This is a genomic window from Pseudomonas sp. MTM4 (genome assembly GCF_019355055.1).
Taxonomy (GTDB): Bacteria; Pseudomonadota; Gammaproteobacteria; order Pseudomonadales; family Pseudomonadaceae; genus Stutzerimonas.
Genome location: NZ_CP048411.1, coordinates 4015001 through 4030161 on the forward strand (window position 1 = coordinate 4015001; position 15161 = coordinate 4030161).

The following is a 15161-nucleotide window of genomic DNA, read 5'->3' on the forward strand; positions in this document are numbered from 1 at the left end:
TTAGCGGATGACCTGTGGATCGGAGTGAAAGGCTAATCAAGCTCGGAGATAGCTGGTTCTCCTCGAAAGCTATTTAGGTAGCGCCTCGTGTATCACTGCTGGGGGTAGAGCACTGTTTCGGCTAGGGGGTCATCCCGACTTACCAAACCGATGCAAACTCCGAATACCAGCAAGTGTCAGCACGGGAGACACACGGCGGGTGCTAACGTCCGTCGTGAAAAGGGAAACAACCCAGACCGTCAGCTAAGGTCCCAAAATCCTGGTTAAGTGGGAAACGATGTGGGAAGGCTTAGACAGCTAGGAGGTTGGCTTAGAAGCAGCCATCCTTTAAAGAAAGCGTAATAGCTCACTAGTCGAGTCGGCCTGCGCGGAAGATGTAACGGGGCTCAAACCAGGTACCGAAGCTACGGGTTCATCGTAAGATGAGCGGTAGAGGAGCGTTGTGTAAGCCTGTGAAGGTGAGTTGAGAAGCTTGCTGGAGGTATCACAAGTGCGAATGCTGACATGAGTAACGACAATGCGAGTGAAAAACTCGCACGCCGAAAGACCAAGGGTTCCTGCGCAACGTTAATCGACGCAGGGTGAGTCGGTCCCTAAGGCGAGGCTGAAGAGCGTAGTCGATGGGAAACGGGTTAATATTCCCGTACTTCTGGTTACTGCGATGGGGGGACGGAGAAGGCTAGGCCAGCTTGGCGTTGGTTGTCCAAGTTTAAGGTGGTAGGCAGAGATCTTAGGTAAATCCGGGATCTTAATGCCGAGAACTGATGACGATCCTTCTTTTAGAAGGAGAAGTGGTTGATGCCATGCTTCCAGGAAAAGCCTCTAAGCTTCAGGTAATCAGGAACCGTACCCCAAACCGACACAGGTGGTTGGGTAGAGAATACCAAGGCGCTTGAGAGAACTCGGGTGAAGGAACTAGGCAAAATGGCACCGTAACTTCGGGAGAAGGTGCGCCGGTGAGGGTGAAGGGTTTACCCCGTAAGCTCATGCCGGTCGAAGATACCAGGCCGCTGCGACTGTTTATTAAAAAACACAGCACTCTGCAAACACGAAAGTGGACGTATAGGGTGTGACGCCTGCCCGGTGCCGGAAGGTTAATTGATGGGGTTAGCGCAAGCGAAGCTCTTGATCGAAGCCCCGGTAAACGGCGGCCGTAACTATAACGGTCCTAAGGTAGCGAAATTCCTTGTCGGGTAAGTTCCGACCTGCACGAATGGCGTAACGATGGCGGCGCTGTCTCCACCCGAGACTCAGTGAAATTGAAATCGCTGTGAAGATGCAGTGTATCCGCGGCTAGACGGAAAGACCCCGTGAACCTTTACTATAGCTTTGCACTGGACTTTGAATTTGCTTGTGTAGGATAGGTGGGAGGCTTTGAAGCGTGGACGCCAGTTCGCGTGGAGCCATCCTTGAAATACCACCCTGGCAACTTTGAGGTTCTAACTCTGGTCCGTTATCCGGATCGAGGACAGTGTATGGTGGGTAGTTTGACTGGGGCGGTCTCCTCCTAAAGAGTAACGGAGGAGTACGAAGGTGCGCTCAGACCGGTCGGAAATCGGTCGTAGAGTATAAAGGCAAAAGCGCGCTTGACTGCGAGACAGACACGTCGAGCAGGTACGAAAGTAGGTCTTAGTGATCCGGTGGTTCTGTATGGAAGGGCCATCGCTCAACGGATAAAAGGTACTCCGGGGATAACAGGCTGATACCGCCCAAGAGTTCATATCGACGGCGGTGTTTGGCACCTCGATGTCGGCTCATCACATCCTGGGGCTGAAGCCGGTCCCAAGGGTATGGCTGTTCGCCATTTAAAGTGGTACGCGAGCTGGGTTTAGAACGTCGTGAGACAGTTCGGTCCCTATCTGCCGTGGACGTTTGAGATTTGAGAGGGGCTGCTCCTAGTACGAGAGGACCGGAGTGGACGAACCTCTGGTGTTCCGGTTGTCACGCCAGTGGCATTGCCGGGTAGCTATGTTCGGAAGAGATAACCGCTGAAAGCATCTAAGCGGGAAACTTGCCTCAAGATGAGATCTCACTGGAGCCTTGAGCTCCCTGAAGGGCCGTCGAAGACTACGACGTTGATAGGTGGGGTGTGTAAGCGTTGTGAGGCGTTGAGCTAACCCATACTAATTGCCCGTGAGGCTTGACCATATAACACCCAAACAATTTGATGTTTGCGTGTCAGACGGTTGAAGTCGACAAACAAACCGAAAAGACGCATCGCTCGCAAAGCGAACCAAAACACAGCAACACCATCACATGCCCGATTCGCTGCAGCGGCTAAATCCCGAGGCAGCAACCGAATTGCTTGACGACCATAGAGCGTTGGAACCACCTGATCCCATCCCGAACTCAGCAGTGAAACGACGCATCGCCGATGGTAGTGTGGGGTCTCCCCATGTGAGAGTAGGTCATCGTCAAGCTTCTACACCAAACCCCCGGCCCTCGTAAGAAGGTCGGGGGTTTGTCTTTGCGCCAGAGAAATTATTAAGCTGTAGAGACGGCTCTACGATGTGTACTTGGCTATGAGGGCTTATGAACAGCTTGCTAAGGCTACACAGGCAGCCTATCGGCGTCAGCTTTGGTGAGACGGTGGTGCCGGCCTAGGAGCTGGCCGACACGATGAAACAGATCCGCGAGCTGCATGCTGGGCAAGAAGACGATGGAAGCAGAACTCCTCAAGACGCAGTAGAGATTGCCCGTTCGCGAAAATGGATTGCGCGCTCGTCCTTGTTGCCGGGGGCGACTAGTGAAGCTGGTCAGCAAAAGTCTCGATGTGTCGCGCTCGCAACTGACGGCTCGAATCAGACAAATCCCGAAAGCATAGAATTCGATGGCAGCGTGTGCTCAACGATGCAGCGCTGGTGGAGCGGATAAAGGCTTCGATCTACGATTTACCCAGCTATGGCGTTACTTGCGGACGGCCGACAGGCCTGGGTGGCACCCTGGATCACGGCGTTGTGTCGGTGCGTCTCCTCACGTAACGGTAACAACAGCACGCGAGCATGACGCAAGGTCAGCTGGGCAGTGCTCTGCATCTAAGGTTGCGTGCATGAGCGCGTAACGGTAGGTCGTCGTCCACCAACTGGCCGAGTCGCTGCCGCTCGCCGAGCAGCTTCATCAGCACTTACTCGACGCGGCACACGCCCTGCTCGGAAGCGCCATCTGACGCGGCCAGTTGGATCATCGGCTCGACGTATTCATCCAGGTCGCCGGCATCTCGGCATAGTGTGACGCAGCGGAATCTGCCGATCGCTGTGGCCACGCTGATCAGCGCTGCTCATCGTTGGCGAGCTTTTCAGCACGTCGTGCACGCGCATTCGAGCAGGCGCATTCGAGCAGGCGCAGCTGGCAGACGGGGCCTGGCCATCGCGGCTTCGACGGCGTCCTGAGGATGCCCTGCCAGGCGTTCGAGGTGGCGCAAGTAGGCTTCGATATCCAAGCACAGGCCGAGCCGATGCTCGTGGCGCAGTTAAGACAGGAAGCCGTGGATCTACGCGTTCAGCTCGAAGCGATTCGGGCTTTTCGCCATCGGGGCCAGGATGTCTAGGCGGATCCAACTGTACTGCCCGGCCCCGGTGCAAATCAGCCCAAACCGATTGTGGATTCGCGCAATGAGCCGGGCCTTCCCGCGTTGTGGGTTTCCGGCCACAATTCACACCTGAGGCGCCGCCTGAGTCCGCACGGCTGGCCAAGAGGAGTTCGACATGAGCAGCAACGACCGCGTCATCATCTTCGACACCACCCTGCGAGACGGCGAACAGAGCCCCGGCGCTTCCATGACAGGCGAAGAAAAACTGCGCATTGCCAAGGCCCTCGAACGGCTGAAGGTCGACGTGATCGAAGCCGGCTTCGCCATTGCCAGTCCGGGCGATTTCGCCGCGGTCAAAGCGGTGGCCGATAACATCAGGGACAGCACCGTGTGCAGCCTGGCTCGCGCCGTCGATGCCGATATCGAGCGCGCCGCCGAAGCGCTGGCCGGCGCCAACTCAGGGCGTATCCACACCTTTATCGCCACCAGTCCGATCCACATGCAATACAAGCTGCGCATGCAGCCGGACCAGGTCGTCGAGCAGGCCGTACGCGCCGTGACCAAGGCTCGCAACCTCTGCGCCGACGTGGAGTTTTCCTGTGAGGACGCCGGGCGTTCGGAAATCGATTTTCTCTGCAGCATCATCGAAGCGGCGATCAATGCCGGCGCGCGCACCATCAATATTCCGGACACCGTCGGCTATGCCATTCCGCATCAATATGCCGACACCATCCGCCAGTTGCTCGAACGCATTCCCAATGCCGACAAGGCGGTGTTCTCCGTGCATTGCCACAATGATCTCGGCCTGGCCGTCGCCAACTCGCTGGCGGCCGTCGTAGCGGGCGCGCGCCAAGTCGAATGCACCATCAATGGCCTCGGCGAACGCGCCGGCAACGCCGCGCTGGAAGAGATCGTCATGGCGATCAAGACCCGCCAGGACCTGCTCAACGTGCACACCCGCATCGAGACCGAACATATCCTCAGCGCCTCGCGCCTGGTCTCCGGCATCACCGGCTTTCCGGTGCAGCCAAACAAAGCCATCGTCGGCGCCAATGCATTCGCCCACGAGTCTGGCATCCACCAGGACGGCGTGCTCAAGCACCGCGAAACCTACGAGATCATGTCCGCGCAGTCGGTCGGCTGGAACGCCAACAAGATGGTCATGGGCAAGCACTCCGGCCGCGCCGCGTTTCGCTCGCGGCTCGATGAGCTCGGTATCGTGCTGCCCGGCGAGGGTGAGCTGAACGCTGCCTTTGCGCGCTTCAAGGAATTAGCCGACAAGAAGCACGAGATTTTCGACGAAGACTTGCAGGCGTTGGTCTCCGACACCCTCACCGAAGATGTGCAGGAGCACTTCAAACTGGTGACGCTGGAGGTATCGAGCAAGACGGGTGAAGTGCCGGATGCCAGGCTCGTCCTGAGCGTGGACGGCAGTGAGCGGCCTGCATCGGCGCAGGGCTCCGGTCCGGTCGATGCGACCTTCAAGGCCATCGAATCGGTGGCCAATTCCGGCGCCACGTTGCAGCTGTATTCGGTTAACGCCATCACCAAGGGCACCGATTCGCAGGGCGAGGTCACGGTGCGGCTGGAGAAGGGGGGGCGCATCGTCAATGGCAACGGGGCCGATACCGATATTGTCGTGGCCTCCGCCAAGGCCTACCTGAATGCGCTGAACCTGATGCAGGTGGGTGCCAAGGCCCATCCGCAGGTGACCGGGGTTTGATTACCGAAAGCCGACGTCGGGCCTTCCTCGACGCCATGCAGGTCAGCACTTGGCTGCCACGGACCGAGCTGCCCTTCGCCGCGCCTTCTCGCCCAGAGCTGCTGCAATTCGTCGAGCCTGAACCCGAACCCGCGCCAGTCATCGAGCTCGAACAGCCAGTCGCGCAGCCGGCCCCGTTGTCGCCCAAACCGGTAACCGCTACACCGGCTGCCGCGGCGAGCCCGGCGGCAGATGCGGTTCGCTCGGTTATGCCGCGCATCGCCATGCCCGAGCCAAAAAAAACGGCCCTGAAATCCGACGAGGCGCAGGCGTCCGCCGTCGAGCAAAAAGCCGCAGTGCCGCCGCCGCGTTTCGCCTTGCAGTTGCTGCGTGCGGGCAACGTGCTGCTGTTGGTGGAGCTGCCGACGGGCGAGTCCTTCCAGAGCCGTGACCCAGCTTACATCCTGCTCAAGGACTTGCTGCGCGCCGCCAGGCTACCGGACAAGCCGCAGCAGGTCGGTGACGGCGAGCCGATTCGCTGGCCGCTGTTGCATCGCGGCAGCCTCGATCAGGGCATCGAGGCCGCACGCGATTACGTGCAGGGTGTGGTCGCCGCTGAACTGGAGGAAATGGGTTGTGCCTGCCTCTGGCTGATCGGCGCACCAGCCCTTCGTTTCGGCGGCGAAGTCGAGGCGGATGGCTGCTATCGCGAGCTCACCGTCGAAGGTTTGGGGCTTGTGCTGACCATGCCTGGTCTCGAACAGCTGATGGAGCAGCCTGAAAGCAAGGCGCAGCTGTGGAAGGCCATGCGTCGTAGCATGCCGCGCTGGGTAACCGGTTTATGAGTGGCTCCCTTGAGTAGTGTTGAATGAGTGATGCAGTCAGCTTCCGCCCGATGACCGCGGCGGATATCGAAACCGTCCTGAAAATCGAATACGCCGCGTTCAGCCATCCCTGGACCCGAGGCATCTTCACCGATGCGCTAACGGCTTATGAGTGCTGGGTCATGTTCGAAGGCGAGCAGCAGGTCGGGCATGGCGTGATCAACGTCATCCTCGACGAGGCGCACCTGCTGAACATCACCGTCAAACCGCAGAGCCAAGGCCATGGCCTCGGTTTGCGGCTGCTCGAACACCTGATGCAGCGGGCCCACGAGCGTGGCGGTCGAGAATGCTTTCTGGAAGTGCGCGCCAGCAATGCACCGGCTTACCGGCTGTACGAGCGCTACGGTTTCAACGAAGTGGGGCGCCGCCGGGGCTATTACCCATCGGCTGATGGACGAGAAGATGCCTTGGTGATGGCCTGCACCCTGATCGACTGATCAGCGAAAGGGCATTGAAAAGGCCGGGCTCGAATGAGTCCGGCCTTTCGTTTGGTGCTCGACGAAACCTTTCGGCCTGAGCCCGATGAGCGTCACCTGACGAGATTACCGCCCTGGCGCTTTGTCCCGCCCCGAATCCAGTGGGGCGTCGCCGCCCAGTTCGTTGTCATCCATCAGGTCATCGTTTTCGTGCAGTACGGCATCGCCACCACCTAGGCCAGTATCCGGATCGCCATCGGCAGGACCATCCCACGCCTTGCCATCCAACGGGTCATAGCGGGCCTCTTCGGCCTCGTCCAGATCCACGCCGGCGCCGATGCGGTGCTCGGAAACTTCACTCAGATCCTGATCGGCTGGGCCTCCATGGCCGCGTTCGTGGGTCGAACGTGCGCCGTCTTCCTTGATCAGCGTTTCCGGTGCCAGGTCATCCATGGTGGCGCCGTCATCCAGCACTTCGCCGGAGGACATGCCGGCTTCGGCGACACGCTCCGGCGGGAACTCATCCTCTATCTCTTGCGCAGGGGCCTCGTCACCGATACGGCCCTTGCGTTCGTCCTGACGCTGATCGAAATCGAGCTGCTCGATCGAGCCCATGCGGTCTTCGGTATCGTCGATTTCAGTGGGGGTGTAGGGCTTGCGATCGTTCATGACAACCTCCTGCGAAAGTGCGGTCTTGCAGATTGTGACCCGGTGTCGCGGTGAAGATTCAGGCTGACCGCTGGCTGGTTCAGGCTTTATGAACCAAGCTGCAAGAGCCCTTCGTTCAACGCTTAGGGCCTTGTGGCGTTGCAAAACGAGCGAACCACTGGCGAGGATCGAGAGTCTCAGAAACATGAACGAATCCGATGATCTATCCGGGCTGGACGTCCGCCACTGCGCTTTTTTCTTCGATGTCGATGGCACGCTGGCTGAGATACAGCCTCGTCCCGAACTCGTTTTCATCCCGCCTCGCTCGCTGGTGGCGCTCGAACATCTGCATGTCAGCGAGATCCCCATAGCGGTTATTTCGGGACGCCCGCTCAGCCAGCTCGACGATCTTCTCTCGCCATTGCGCCTGCCGGCTGCCGGTGTGCACGGTGCCGAAAGACGTACTGCCGAAGGCCAGTTACGGAATCTGGCGCTGGATAACGTTCTGTTCGACCGCATCCACCAAGAGCTGGAAAAAGCGTGCGCTGAGCTTCCCGGTCTATCTCTGGAAAACAAGGATGTCGCCTTCGCGTTGCATTTCCGGTTGGCTCCAGAACTGGAAGATACCGCTCGTGCTCTGGCTGAAGACTTCATCGGGCGCTACGGCGACGTGCTGGCCCTGCAGCCAGGCAAATGCGTGTTCGAACTCAAGCCGCGTGGCGCCAGCAAGGGCGAGGTGATTCGCACCTTCATGCAGGAAGCGCCTTTCAAGGAGCGAACGCCTGTTTTCATCGGTGACGATTTGACCGACGAGGCGGGCTTCAAGGTTGTCAATGAGTTGGGCGGGTTAAGCATCAAGGTCGGCACCGGCGCGACCGAAGCCACGCAGCGTCTGGATTCGGTAGAAGCCGTCGGCGCCTGGCTCGAAAGCCTACTTAGCGCACTATCCGAACAGCCCGTAAATCCAATAAAACCAGACTGAAGCGAGAACCATCCATGAGCCGACTAGTAGTGGTTTCCAACCGCGTAGCGCCGATCAAGGCGGGGAAGGTCGCTGCTGGCGGACTTGCAGTGGGCGTCTATGACGCGTTGCGCCAGGCCGGAGGCATCTGGTTTGGCTGGAGCGGTGAGGTAAGCAGCTCCCCGCAAACCAATAGCGAGACCATCGGTAACATCACCTACGTGACCCTGGGGTTGACCAAGCAAGACTACGATCAGTATTACCGCGGTTTTTCCAACGCCACGCTCTGGCCGATCTTCCACTACCGCATCGATCTAGCCCGCTACAACCGTCAGGAATACGATGGCTACAGACGGGTCAATGCCATGCTGGCGGAGAAGCTCAAGCCGCTGCTCAAACCCGACGACATCATCTGGATCCACGATTACCACCTGATCCCCTTCGCCGAATGCTGCCGCCAGTTGGGCATTCGTAACCGCATCGGCTTTTTTCTTCACATCCCGTTTCCGCCGCCGGAAATTCTCACCGTCATCCCGCCGCACAACGAGCTGCTCAAAACGCTCTGTTTCTACGACCTCATCGGGTTTCAAACTGAAACCGATCGTCTCGCCTTTCAGGACTACATGACCCGTGAAGTGCGCGGCATTCTGGAATCCGACGGCAGCCTGACCGCCTATGGGCAGAACTTCCGCGCCGGGGTCTATCCGATCGGTGTGGTCCCGGATGAAATCCACGACTTGGCCGAATCCTACAAAGGCCGTCGCAAGCCCATGCGGCGCACCACGGACATTGCCCGTAAGAAGATCATCAGCGTCGATCGCCTGGACTATTCCAAGGGGCTGTTGGAGCGTTTCAAGGCCTATGAGGCTTTTCTCGAGCGCTACCCGGAGCACCGTCGCTCGGTCGAATTCATTCAGATCGCGCCCACCTCCCGTTCTGATGTGAAGACCTACCAGCACATCCGCCAGCAACTGGAAAGCGCGGCGGGGCACATCAACGGTTGGCTATCGGATCTGGACTGGACGCCGCTGCATTACCTAAACAAGAGCCATGATCGGCGTGTGTTGATGGGCCTGTTCCGCAATGCCGACATCGGTTTCGTCACGCCGTTGCGCGACGGCATGAACCTCGTCGCCAAGGAGTACGTGGCCTCGCAGGACCCGGAAGACCCCGGCGTGCTCGTGCTGTCGCGCTTCGCCGGCGCCGCCCGCGAACTGACCTCGGCGCTGATCGTCAATCCCTATGACTGCATAGGCATGGCCGAAGCGCTGGACCGAGCCCTGCGCATGCCGCTTGCCGAGCGCAAGGACCGCTACGAGCACATGATGCGCGCCATCCGCGCTGCGGACCTCGATGCCTGGCGCGACAACTTCCTGCGTGATCTACGCGCCTTTTCATCCCGACCGCGTGCCGAAGTGCCTTCGAATCCGCTCTTCACTGTTTAGCCTGTGACGTCCCGGCCGGCGTGCTTGTCAAAACGTGGTCCGGTTCGTAACGTGCGTATCGGATTACAAAGGGGCTATCGATGAGCAAAGATCTTCAACAACTAATCGAAAACAACGCGCGTTGGGCTGAAGCCATCAACGAGGAAGACCCGACGTTTTTCGCCAAACTGGCCAAGCAGCAGGTGCCGGAGTACCTCTGGATCGGCTGTTCGGACGCACGCGTGCCGGCCAATGAGATCGTCGGCATGCTGCCGGGCGATCTGTTCGTCCACCGCAACGTCGCCAACGTCGTGCTGCATACCGACCTCAATTGCCTGTCAGTCATTCAGTACGCCGTCGACGTGCTCAAGGTGAAGCACATTCTGGTCACCGGCCATTACGGCTGCGGTGGCGTTCGCGCCTCCATGCGTGACGACCAGCTGGGTCTTATCGACGGCTGGCTGCGCACCATCCGGGACCTGTATTACGAGCACCGCGAGCACATCGCCAGCTTCCCCACCGAGGAAGCCCAGGTGGACCGCATGTGCGAGCTCAACGTCATCCAGCAGGTCGCCAACGTCAGCCACACCAGCATCGTCCAGAACGCCTGGCACCGTGGCCAGGCACTGTCCGTGCATGGCTGCATCTATGGCATCAAAGATGGAATCTGGAAGGACCTCAACGTCACCATCAGCGGCCCGGAACAGGTGCCACTGCAATACCGTCTGCGCCCGCACCGGCCAGTCTGATGGCGCACCGCCAAGGATGGGCCTTTGCTGGTCTGCTGCTCGCCGTGCTCTGCTGGAGTGGTAATGCACTGGTCGCGCGCGCCTTCCACGACGCGATTCCGCCGTTGACCTTGTCCTTCTGGCGTTGGGTGCTGGCGACCTGTCTCCTGTTACCTTTCGTCGCGCGCTCGATCTGGGCTCACCGTGCCGTGCTACGCGCGGCAAGCTGGCGTTTGCCTATCATCGCTGCGCTGGGCATCAGCAGCTATAACTCGCTGCTGTACACGGCAGCGCAAAGCACCGAAGCCATCAACCTCACCTTGGTGAACACCTGCTTGCCGCTGTTCACCTTCATCGGCGGTGGTCTGCTGCTGAATGAATGGCCGGCTCGACGCGCCTGGTTCGGTATGGCCATTGCGGCTGGAGGGCTGGTTTACCTCATTAGCCGCGGCAGCTGGGAGGTATTCAGCGGTCTGTCGTTCCAGGCGGGTGATTTGATCATGCTGGTGGCGGTGCTGGTCTGGGCGCTTTACACCCTGCTCCTGCGGCGCTGGGCAGGCTTTCTCCGGTTGCCACCGCTGACGCTGCTGGGCGTGCTGATGCTGCTCGGCGTACCGATGATTATGCCGTTCTACCTGTACGAACTGAGCCAAGTCGGTGGTTTCACGCTAACCCCAACCAACCTCGCCGCCATCGGCTACACCGCCATCTTTGCCTCGCTGGCGGCCTATTTGTCATGGAACCACGGCGTCAAAACCGTTGGCGCCGCGAAGGCAGCCATGACGACCTACCTTATGCCTGTATTCACCGCGATTCTCGCCTGGCTGGTGCTGGGGGAAGGGGTGCAGCTGTTCCATCTGGTTGGTGGTGGGCTCATCTTCGCCGGTCTGCTGTTGGCGACGCGGCCAATGTTACGGAGCGCGGTTCGCTGACGCCCAGCCCAACTGTCTGCAGTTAGCCCCGCCTCGGCGCCATGCTGGTCACTTAGCAAGTTCGCTTCGAGGTCAGGCCTCCCTCGAAAGCAGCAGGCGCACACCAGCTCCAGTGGGAGGCGCGACCTCGCGGCGAATACAGGCCGCAGGCCTGTCCGAAACGCAGGCCTGCCCAGGTCGACAGTGTTTAAGTGAACAGCATTCACGCTCTTCGGCGGGGCTTGTCGTCGTCCGGCTATTTTTCTATCGCTGTGTCCTTCAGCGCTTGCTGTTACCGCAAACCATATGGCCCTTCATGGCCTCCTGCTTGACGATGAACTCACCCACCAGCGGGCGGCTGTGCAGAAAGTGCTCGGTGGTCTTATGGTGAGCCAAAGCCGCTTCATCGCGGTAGAGCTCGTAGAGATACACGAGGTCTGGATCCGCCAGATCCTGGACCACATCGAATACGAGGCAATCCGGTTCGTCCCGCACTGAAGCAGCGGCATTGACGCGCATCGCCTCCATGAACTTATCGAACGAGCCCGGCGCGAGTTGGGTTTTCAGGATGAGACAGTACATGAGCACTCCATTTTGTTTTAATGTAGGTCGCTCGATTGTATACAAAAAGGAACAAGAAGATGCCACAGCGTCCCGGTCGCCTGAACGGCTTGCGTCATCTGGCGCTCACCGCGCCGAACCTCGAAGAATGCGAGCGTTTCTACGTCGACGTGTTGGGCATGGAAGTCCTCAACCGCGCCAACAGGGATCTTGTCTACCTGACCTGCGGCAACGATAACCTCTCCCTGGGCCGCGCCACGGAAAAAAGCAGCGGCGTCCAGGCAATGGATCACTACGGCTTTATCGTCGATAGCGTGGAAGAACTTCACGCTTGGTACGAATACCTGAAAGACCAAGGCGTCACCCTGCTGGACCGTCCCTTCGCCCATCGCGACGGCGCCCATAGCTTTCATGTGCTCGATCCTGCGGGGAATACGGTTCAGCCGCTTTATCATCCGGCGATATCGGGGCAGCGGTTTAGCTGAGTGAGGTGACGAGCGCCAGGTGTGCTTGTTGAAGGCTTACTCGATGCTGTTTGGCTAAAATGGCAGACCCAAAAAGGGTTCAGCTTTTGCTGAACCCTTTTGAACTTGGCTCGCTGGGGGCTGAACCTCTGGCCCAGTATTATAAATCCGCTACGAACCGCTCTACTGAGCCAGAAAGCCCTATAATTCAGGGCCTCCGTCCTTCCTCTATGCTGGCTAGACTAATCTTTTCCAGAAATTCGGCCATTGTAGTCACCTATAGCTCTTTACCGGACTCGGCTATCGCGGTAGTTTTCCTACTGGCGTTTTGCCAAAATCCAATCTCAAGCGATTTTGCTTTAACTTTAGTTTCACTTTCTAGCCTGCATCCATAGAGGGAGCTTTGGAAGAATGAGTAGCGACCTGTCCGTTGAATCTAACGCAGATATTGATGGTTTTCTGGGATACATCAAATATGATGGAAAAGGACTAGAAAGAGGGATTATGGATGCCCGTAAACAAGCAGACGCATTACTAGGCCTTGACCATGCTCTTCGGCACTTCATTGTCAAAATAAATCCCACCTTCAAAGGAGTTGACTTTGAAATACCTGTAAAAGTCAGAGAGGGTTCTTGGGAAGCATTGATTCCTGAAACTGTGTCTGGCTGGGTTCAGGCTAGCTTAGGAATAGCAGCAACTGCATATTTGACTCAAGCCGCTCAAAAGATGGCAGAGCGTGACTTCGACGAATTCGGCGTAAAAGATATTTTTTGCAAAGCTTTGGCGGCAATAAAGTGGTTCGCTCGTCTTGGAAAGCATCTTGGCCGCATTGAAAAAAAACCATTTGAAGACGTTAAGTTTGCCGACAACAACAATTCAATTGGAATAAAGAATGATGCAGGGGAATACCTCTACATTCCCAAATATATTCTTGACCTATATGTTCAAAGCGACCCCAAAATTCTTGAGGGGTTAGTTTCCCTAGTTGCGGAAGGCAGAAGTCTCAGAATCGGTGACATTAATGGCGCTATTGTTGACGAAGTAATTATTACCGAAGATGACAAATCTATTTTTTGTGATGACGAAGATGAAGACCCTGAGGAGCCTCTTTTTCCAGAGCTTCGCCATGGAGAGAATGTTGTTCTTGAAGGCGAGGTAACTAGAGAGAACAAGACATCTAACTCAATGGGCTTCAAATACCTTGATCATATCTTAACCGCCTACCCAGAAACCGGTAGCATTGTCCGGTATAAGCCCCTTCTATTTCTTCGCTGCAGACTCTTTGGCACAGTAGATCGTACAGACGAGAAAGGAAGGACAGTAGCTAAAAGGCCCAAGCTATACTTTTCACATCTTGAAGCTCTTGAAATCGAAGAAAACAACGACCTCTTTAGCGGCCTCTAAATCACCGGCTGAGCCCTAGCACCCGACAAACTTGAGCGCCTATCAATTTTTTAATTTAACAGGACAGTTCATTATCAAACCGTTTGGCGCTGTCACCAGCATTATAAGGACACACAACTCACCTCTTGCTACGCAAACCCCTTTTGCTGCATAGCACGCTCACTCAGTTGGTTGAAATATTCCACTCCATTTGAAAAAAGGCACAGATGCATTTTCAGAAGACTATGCGTTCTAATAGCGGCGCGGCAACGGTTGTTTATCCCTGCTTCCCCGCCCACGGCGCAACGATTTGCACATCCCCAACCAGCAACTGCGCCGCCACCATCCAGACCACCGCACCAATCAACCCCAGCGACAGATGCCCGACCACGATGCCAATGGCGATCTGTTTCCAGAGCCCGGCGTATTGATTGGATGGGGTAGCAGCGGCGGTGCGGTAGGGCGTTTCGCGCTCGGCGCGGATGTTGTCGAAGTCGTTTCTCATGGTGCGTTCTCGGTACGGCTGGCTAAACAGCAGGCACAAAAAAAGGGTTCAGCTTTCGCTGAACCCTTTTTGAATTTGGTGGCTACGCAGGGACTTGAACCCCGGACCCCAGCATTATGAATGCTATGCTCTAACCAACTGAGCTACGTAGCCAAGTGGCGCGCATTATTCGCGCCGCGCGGTTGTGTGTCAACCCTCCGGGTGTGCTTTTTCTACCTGCTTTTTCAAACGCTTATGCCGCCGGTCCGACCGTTGCCGGCGCGCTGGCGCGAAGCCGGGGTTGGCCAGGCGCTCGTTGCGATCCAGCGTGGCGATCTGCTGCATCTCTTCATCGGTCAAGCGCAGCTCCTGAGCAGCCAGATTGGCGGCGAGGTTTTCGCGCTTGGTGGAGGAGGGGATTACAGCGAAGCCCTGTTGCAGCAACCAGGCAAGGGCGATCTGTGCGGGGTTGGCGTTGTGGGCTTCGGCGATGCGTTGCAGCACCTCGTCCTGCATCACCTTGCCGTAGGCGAGCGGCATATAAGCGGTGATGTGGATGCCCTGGCTGCGGGCGAAATCGATGACCTTGCGGTTCTGCAGGAAGGGATGCACCTCGACCTGATTGGTGGCGATGTTCTCGGCACCGATGGCGTCGATGGCCTGTTGCATATGGCTGATGGTGAAGTTGGAGATGCCTATGGCGCGGGTCAGGCCTCGCTGCTTGGCGTCCATCATCCGGGCCAGGTAGTCGGCGACTGCCAGCTCGTCGTTCGGCGACGGCCAGTGCACCAGGGTGAGGTCCACCTGTTCCAGGCGCAGTTTGCTCAGGCTTTCCTCCAAGCTGGGGATCAGGCGGTCGGCGCCAAGGTTGCTGGTCCAGACCTTGGTGGTCACGAACAGCTCCTCGCGTGGGACGCCGCTCTGGCCGACCTCCGCTTCGTTGTCGTAGATCTGCGCGGTGTCGATGTGGCGATAGCCGAGTTCGAGGCCCATCTTCACCGAGTCGATGACTTGCTGATCTTTGAGGCGAAAGGTGCCGAGGCCGAATGCGGGGATGGTCATTAAG

The 15161-nt window shown here is 57.8% G+C and carries 13 protein-coding genes, 1 tRNA gene, 2 rRNA genes and 1 pseudogene (1 of these 17 cut by a window edge); 11 read left to right on the top strand and 6 right to left on the bottom strand.

Features of this window, described 5'->3' with window-relative positions:
• Both GYM54_RS18495 and rrf read left to right on the top strand, forming a co-directional pair.
• Positions 1–2148 (top strand): 23S ribosomal RNA (locus tag GYM54_RS18495); it begins 745 nt to the left of the window's first position.
• Positions 2149–2304: 156 nt separating this feature from the next.
• A 5S ribosomal RNA gene (gene rrf, locus GYM54_RS18500) occupies positions 2305–2420 on the top strand.
• Positions 2421–2927: 507 nt separating this feature from the next.
• Here rrf and GYM54_RS21785 read toward each other — a convergent pair.
• Positions 2928–3556: pseudogene (locus GYM54_RS21785) on the bottom strand (hypothetical protein); the annotation flags it as partial.
• A 148-nt stretch (positions 3557–3704) separates the two neighbouring features.
• On the opposite strand from GYM54_RS21785, the gene GYM54_RS18505 reads away from it, so the two are divergent.
• Genes GYM54_RS18505 through rimI form a run of 3 tightly spaced genes read left to right on the top strand, consistent with a single transcriptional unit; the run spans position 3705 to position 6552 of the window.
• The gene (locus GYM54_RS18505; RefSeq protein ID WP_131650966.1) at positions 3705–5252 is read left to right on the top strand and encodes a 2-isopropylmalate synthase; all 1548 of its coding nucleotides are present in this window, start codon (positions 3705–3707) and stop codon (positions 5250–5252) included.
• Positions 5249–6076: an energy transducer TonB gene (locus GYM54_RS18510; RefSeq protein ID WP_197446061.1), complete on the top strand. Its 828-nt coding sequence runs from the start codon at positions 5249–5251 to the stop codon at positions 6074–6076. Before GYM54_RS18505 ends, GYM54_RS18510 begins: the two co-directional genes overlap by 4 nt.
• Positions 6077–6099: 23 nt before the next feature.
• Complete coding sequence (rimI, locus tag GYM54_RS18515; protein WP_181105368.1) at positions 6100–6552, top strand: ribosomal protein S18-alanine N-acetyltransferase; 453 nt, start codon at positions 6100–6102, stop codon at positions 6550–6552.
• A gap of 105 nt (positions 6553–6657) precedes the next feature.
• Here rimI and GYM54_RS18520 read toward each other — a convergent pair whose 3' ends face one another.
• Entirely contained in the window at positions 6658–7200 is a 543-nt protein-coding gene (locus tag GYM54_RS18520) for a hypothetical protein (RefSeq protein WP_197446060.1), read from the bottom strand.
• 184 nt (positions 7201–7384) lie between these two features.
• On the opposite strand from GYM54_RS18520, the gene otsB reads away from it, so the two are divergent.
• The 4 genes from otsB (at position 7385) to GYM54_RS18540 (ending at position 11224) form a co-directional block, all read left to right on the top strand.
• The gene (gene otsB / locus GYM54_RS18525; protein WP_197446059.1) at positions 7385–8161 is read left to right on the top strand and encodes a trehalose-phosphatase; all 777 of its coding nucleotides are present in this window, start codon (positions 7385–7387) and stop codon (positions 8159–8161) included.
• Positions 8162–8175: 14 nt separating this feature from the next.
• Positions 8176–9585 carry an alpha,alpha-trehalose-phosphate synthase (UDP-forming) gene (gene otsA, locus GYM54_RS18530; protein WP_131650971.1) on the top strand — a complete coding sequence of 470 codons (1410 nt, stop codon included), beginning with the start codon at positions 8176–8178 and terminating at the stop codon, positions 9583–9585.
• An 80-nt stretch (positions 9586–9665) separates the two neighbouring features.
• On the top strand, positions 9666–10313 hold the full coding sequence (gene can / locus GYM54_RS18535; protein WP_197446058.1) for a carbonate dehydratase: 648 nt from the start codon (positions 9666–9668) through the stop codon (positions 10311–10313).
• Positions 10313–11224, top strand: a complete 912-nt coding sequence (locus GYM54_RS18540) for a DMT family transporter (RefSeq protein ID WP_197446057.1) — start codon at positions 10313–10315, stop codon at positions 11222–11224. Before can ends, GYM54_RS18540 begins: the two co-directional genes overlap by 1 nt.
• Positions 11225–11482: 258 nt before the next feature.
• Here GYM54_RS18540 and GYM54_RS18545 read toward each other — a convergent pair whose 3' ends face one another.
• Positions 11483–11785, bottom strand: a complete 303-nt coding sequence (locus GYM54_RS18545) for a putative quinol monooxygenase (RefSeq protein WP_197446056.1) — start codon at positions 11783–11785, stop codon at positions 11483–11485.
• A gap of 59 nt (positions 11786–11844) precedes the next feature.
• Here GYM54_RS18545 and GYM54_RS18550 point away from each other — a divergent pair, with 59 nt between their 5' ends.
• Positions 11845–12249 carry a VOC family protein gene (locus tag GYM54_RS18550; protein WP_197446055.1) on the top strand — a complete coding sequence of 135 codons (405 nt, stop codon included), beginning with the start codon at positions 11845–11847 and terminating at the stop codon, positions 12247–12249.
• Positions 12250–12639: 390 nt separating this feature from the next.
• The gene (locus GYM54_RS18555; protein ID WP_197446054.1) at positions 12640–13632 is read left to right on the top strand and encodes a hypothetical protein; all 993 of its coding nucleotides are present in this window, start codon (positions 12640–12642) and stop codon (positions 13630–13632) included.
• A gap of 256 nt (positions 13633–13888) precedes the next feature.
• Here GYM54_RS18555 and GYM54_RS18560 read toward each other — a convergent pair whose 3' ends face one another.
• From GYM54_RS18560 to dkgB, 3 genes are all read right to left on the bottom strand, one after another.
• A complete protein-coding gene (locus tag GYM54_RS18560; RefSeq protein ID WP_197446053.1) occupies positions 13889–14116 on the bottom strand; it encodes a hypothetical protein in 228 nt (75 codons plus the stop codon).
• A 76-nt stretch (positions 14117–14192) separates the two neighbouring features.
• Positions 14193–14269: transfer RNA gene (locus GYM54_RS18565), tRNA-Met, on the bottom strand.
• Positions 14270–14305: 36 nt separating this feature from the next.
• Entirely contained in the window at positions 14306–15157 is an 852-nt protein-coding gene (gene dkgB / locus GYM54_RS18570; protein WP_231752260.1) for a 2,5-didehydrogluconate reductase DkgB, read from the bottom strand.
• Positions 15158–15161 lie beyond the last annotated feature (4 nt).

Bases quoted from the DNA above. Each gene is read 5' to 3' on its own strand.
- otsA (WP_131650971.1), top strand. From the start codon at position 8,176: ATGAGCCGACTAGTAGTGGTTTCCAACCGCGTAGCGCCGATCAAGGCG.
- GYM54_RS18505 (WP_131650966.1), top strand. From the start codon at position 3,705: ATGAGCAGCAACGACCGCGTCATCATCTTCGACACCACCCTGCGAGAC.
- GYM54_RS18545 (WP_197446056.1), bottom strand. From the start codon at position 11,785: ATGTACTGTCTCATCCTGAAAACCCAACTCGCGCCGGGCTCGTTCGAT.
- otsB (WP_197446059.1), top strand. From the start codon at position 7,385: ATGAACGAATCCGATGATCTATCCGGGCTGGACGTCCGCCACTGCGCT.
- GYM54_RS18520 (WP_197446060.1), bottom strand. From the start codon at position 7,200: ATGAACGATCGCAAGCCCTACACCCCCACTGAAATCGACGATACCGAA.
- GYM54_RS18555 (WP_197446054.1), top strand. From the start codon at position 12,640: ATGAGTAGCGACCTGTCCGTTGAATCTAACGCAGATATTGATGGTTTT.
- dkgB (WP_231752260.1), bottom strand. From the start codon at position 15,157: ATGACCATCCCCGCATTCGGCCTCGGCACCTTTCGCCTCAAAGATCAG.
- GYM54_RS18540 (WP_197446057.1), top strand. From the start codon at position 10,313: ATGGCGCACCGCCAAGGATGGGCCTTTGCTGGTCTGCTGCTCGCCGTG.
- can (WP_197446058.1), top strand. From the start codon at position 9,666: ATGAGCAAAGATCTTCAACAACTAATCGAAAACAACGCGCGTTGGGCT.
- GYM54_RS18550 (WP_197446055.1), top strand. From the start codon at position 11,845: ATGCCACAGCGTCCCGGTCGCCTGAACGGCTTGCGTCATCTGGCGCTC.
- rimI (WP_181105368.1), top strand. From the start codon at position 6,100: ATGAGTGATGCAGTCAGCTTCCGCCCGATGACCGCGGCGGATATCGAA.
- GYM54_RS18560 (WP_197446053.1), bottom strand. From the start codon at position 14,116: ATGAGAAACGACTTCGACAACATCCGCGCCGAGCGCGAAACGCCCTAC.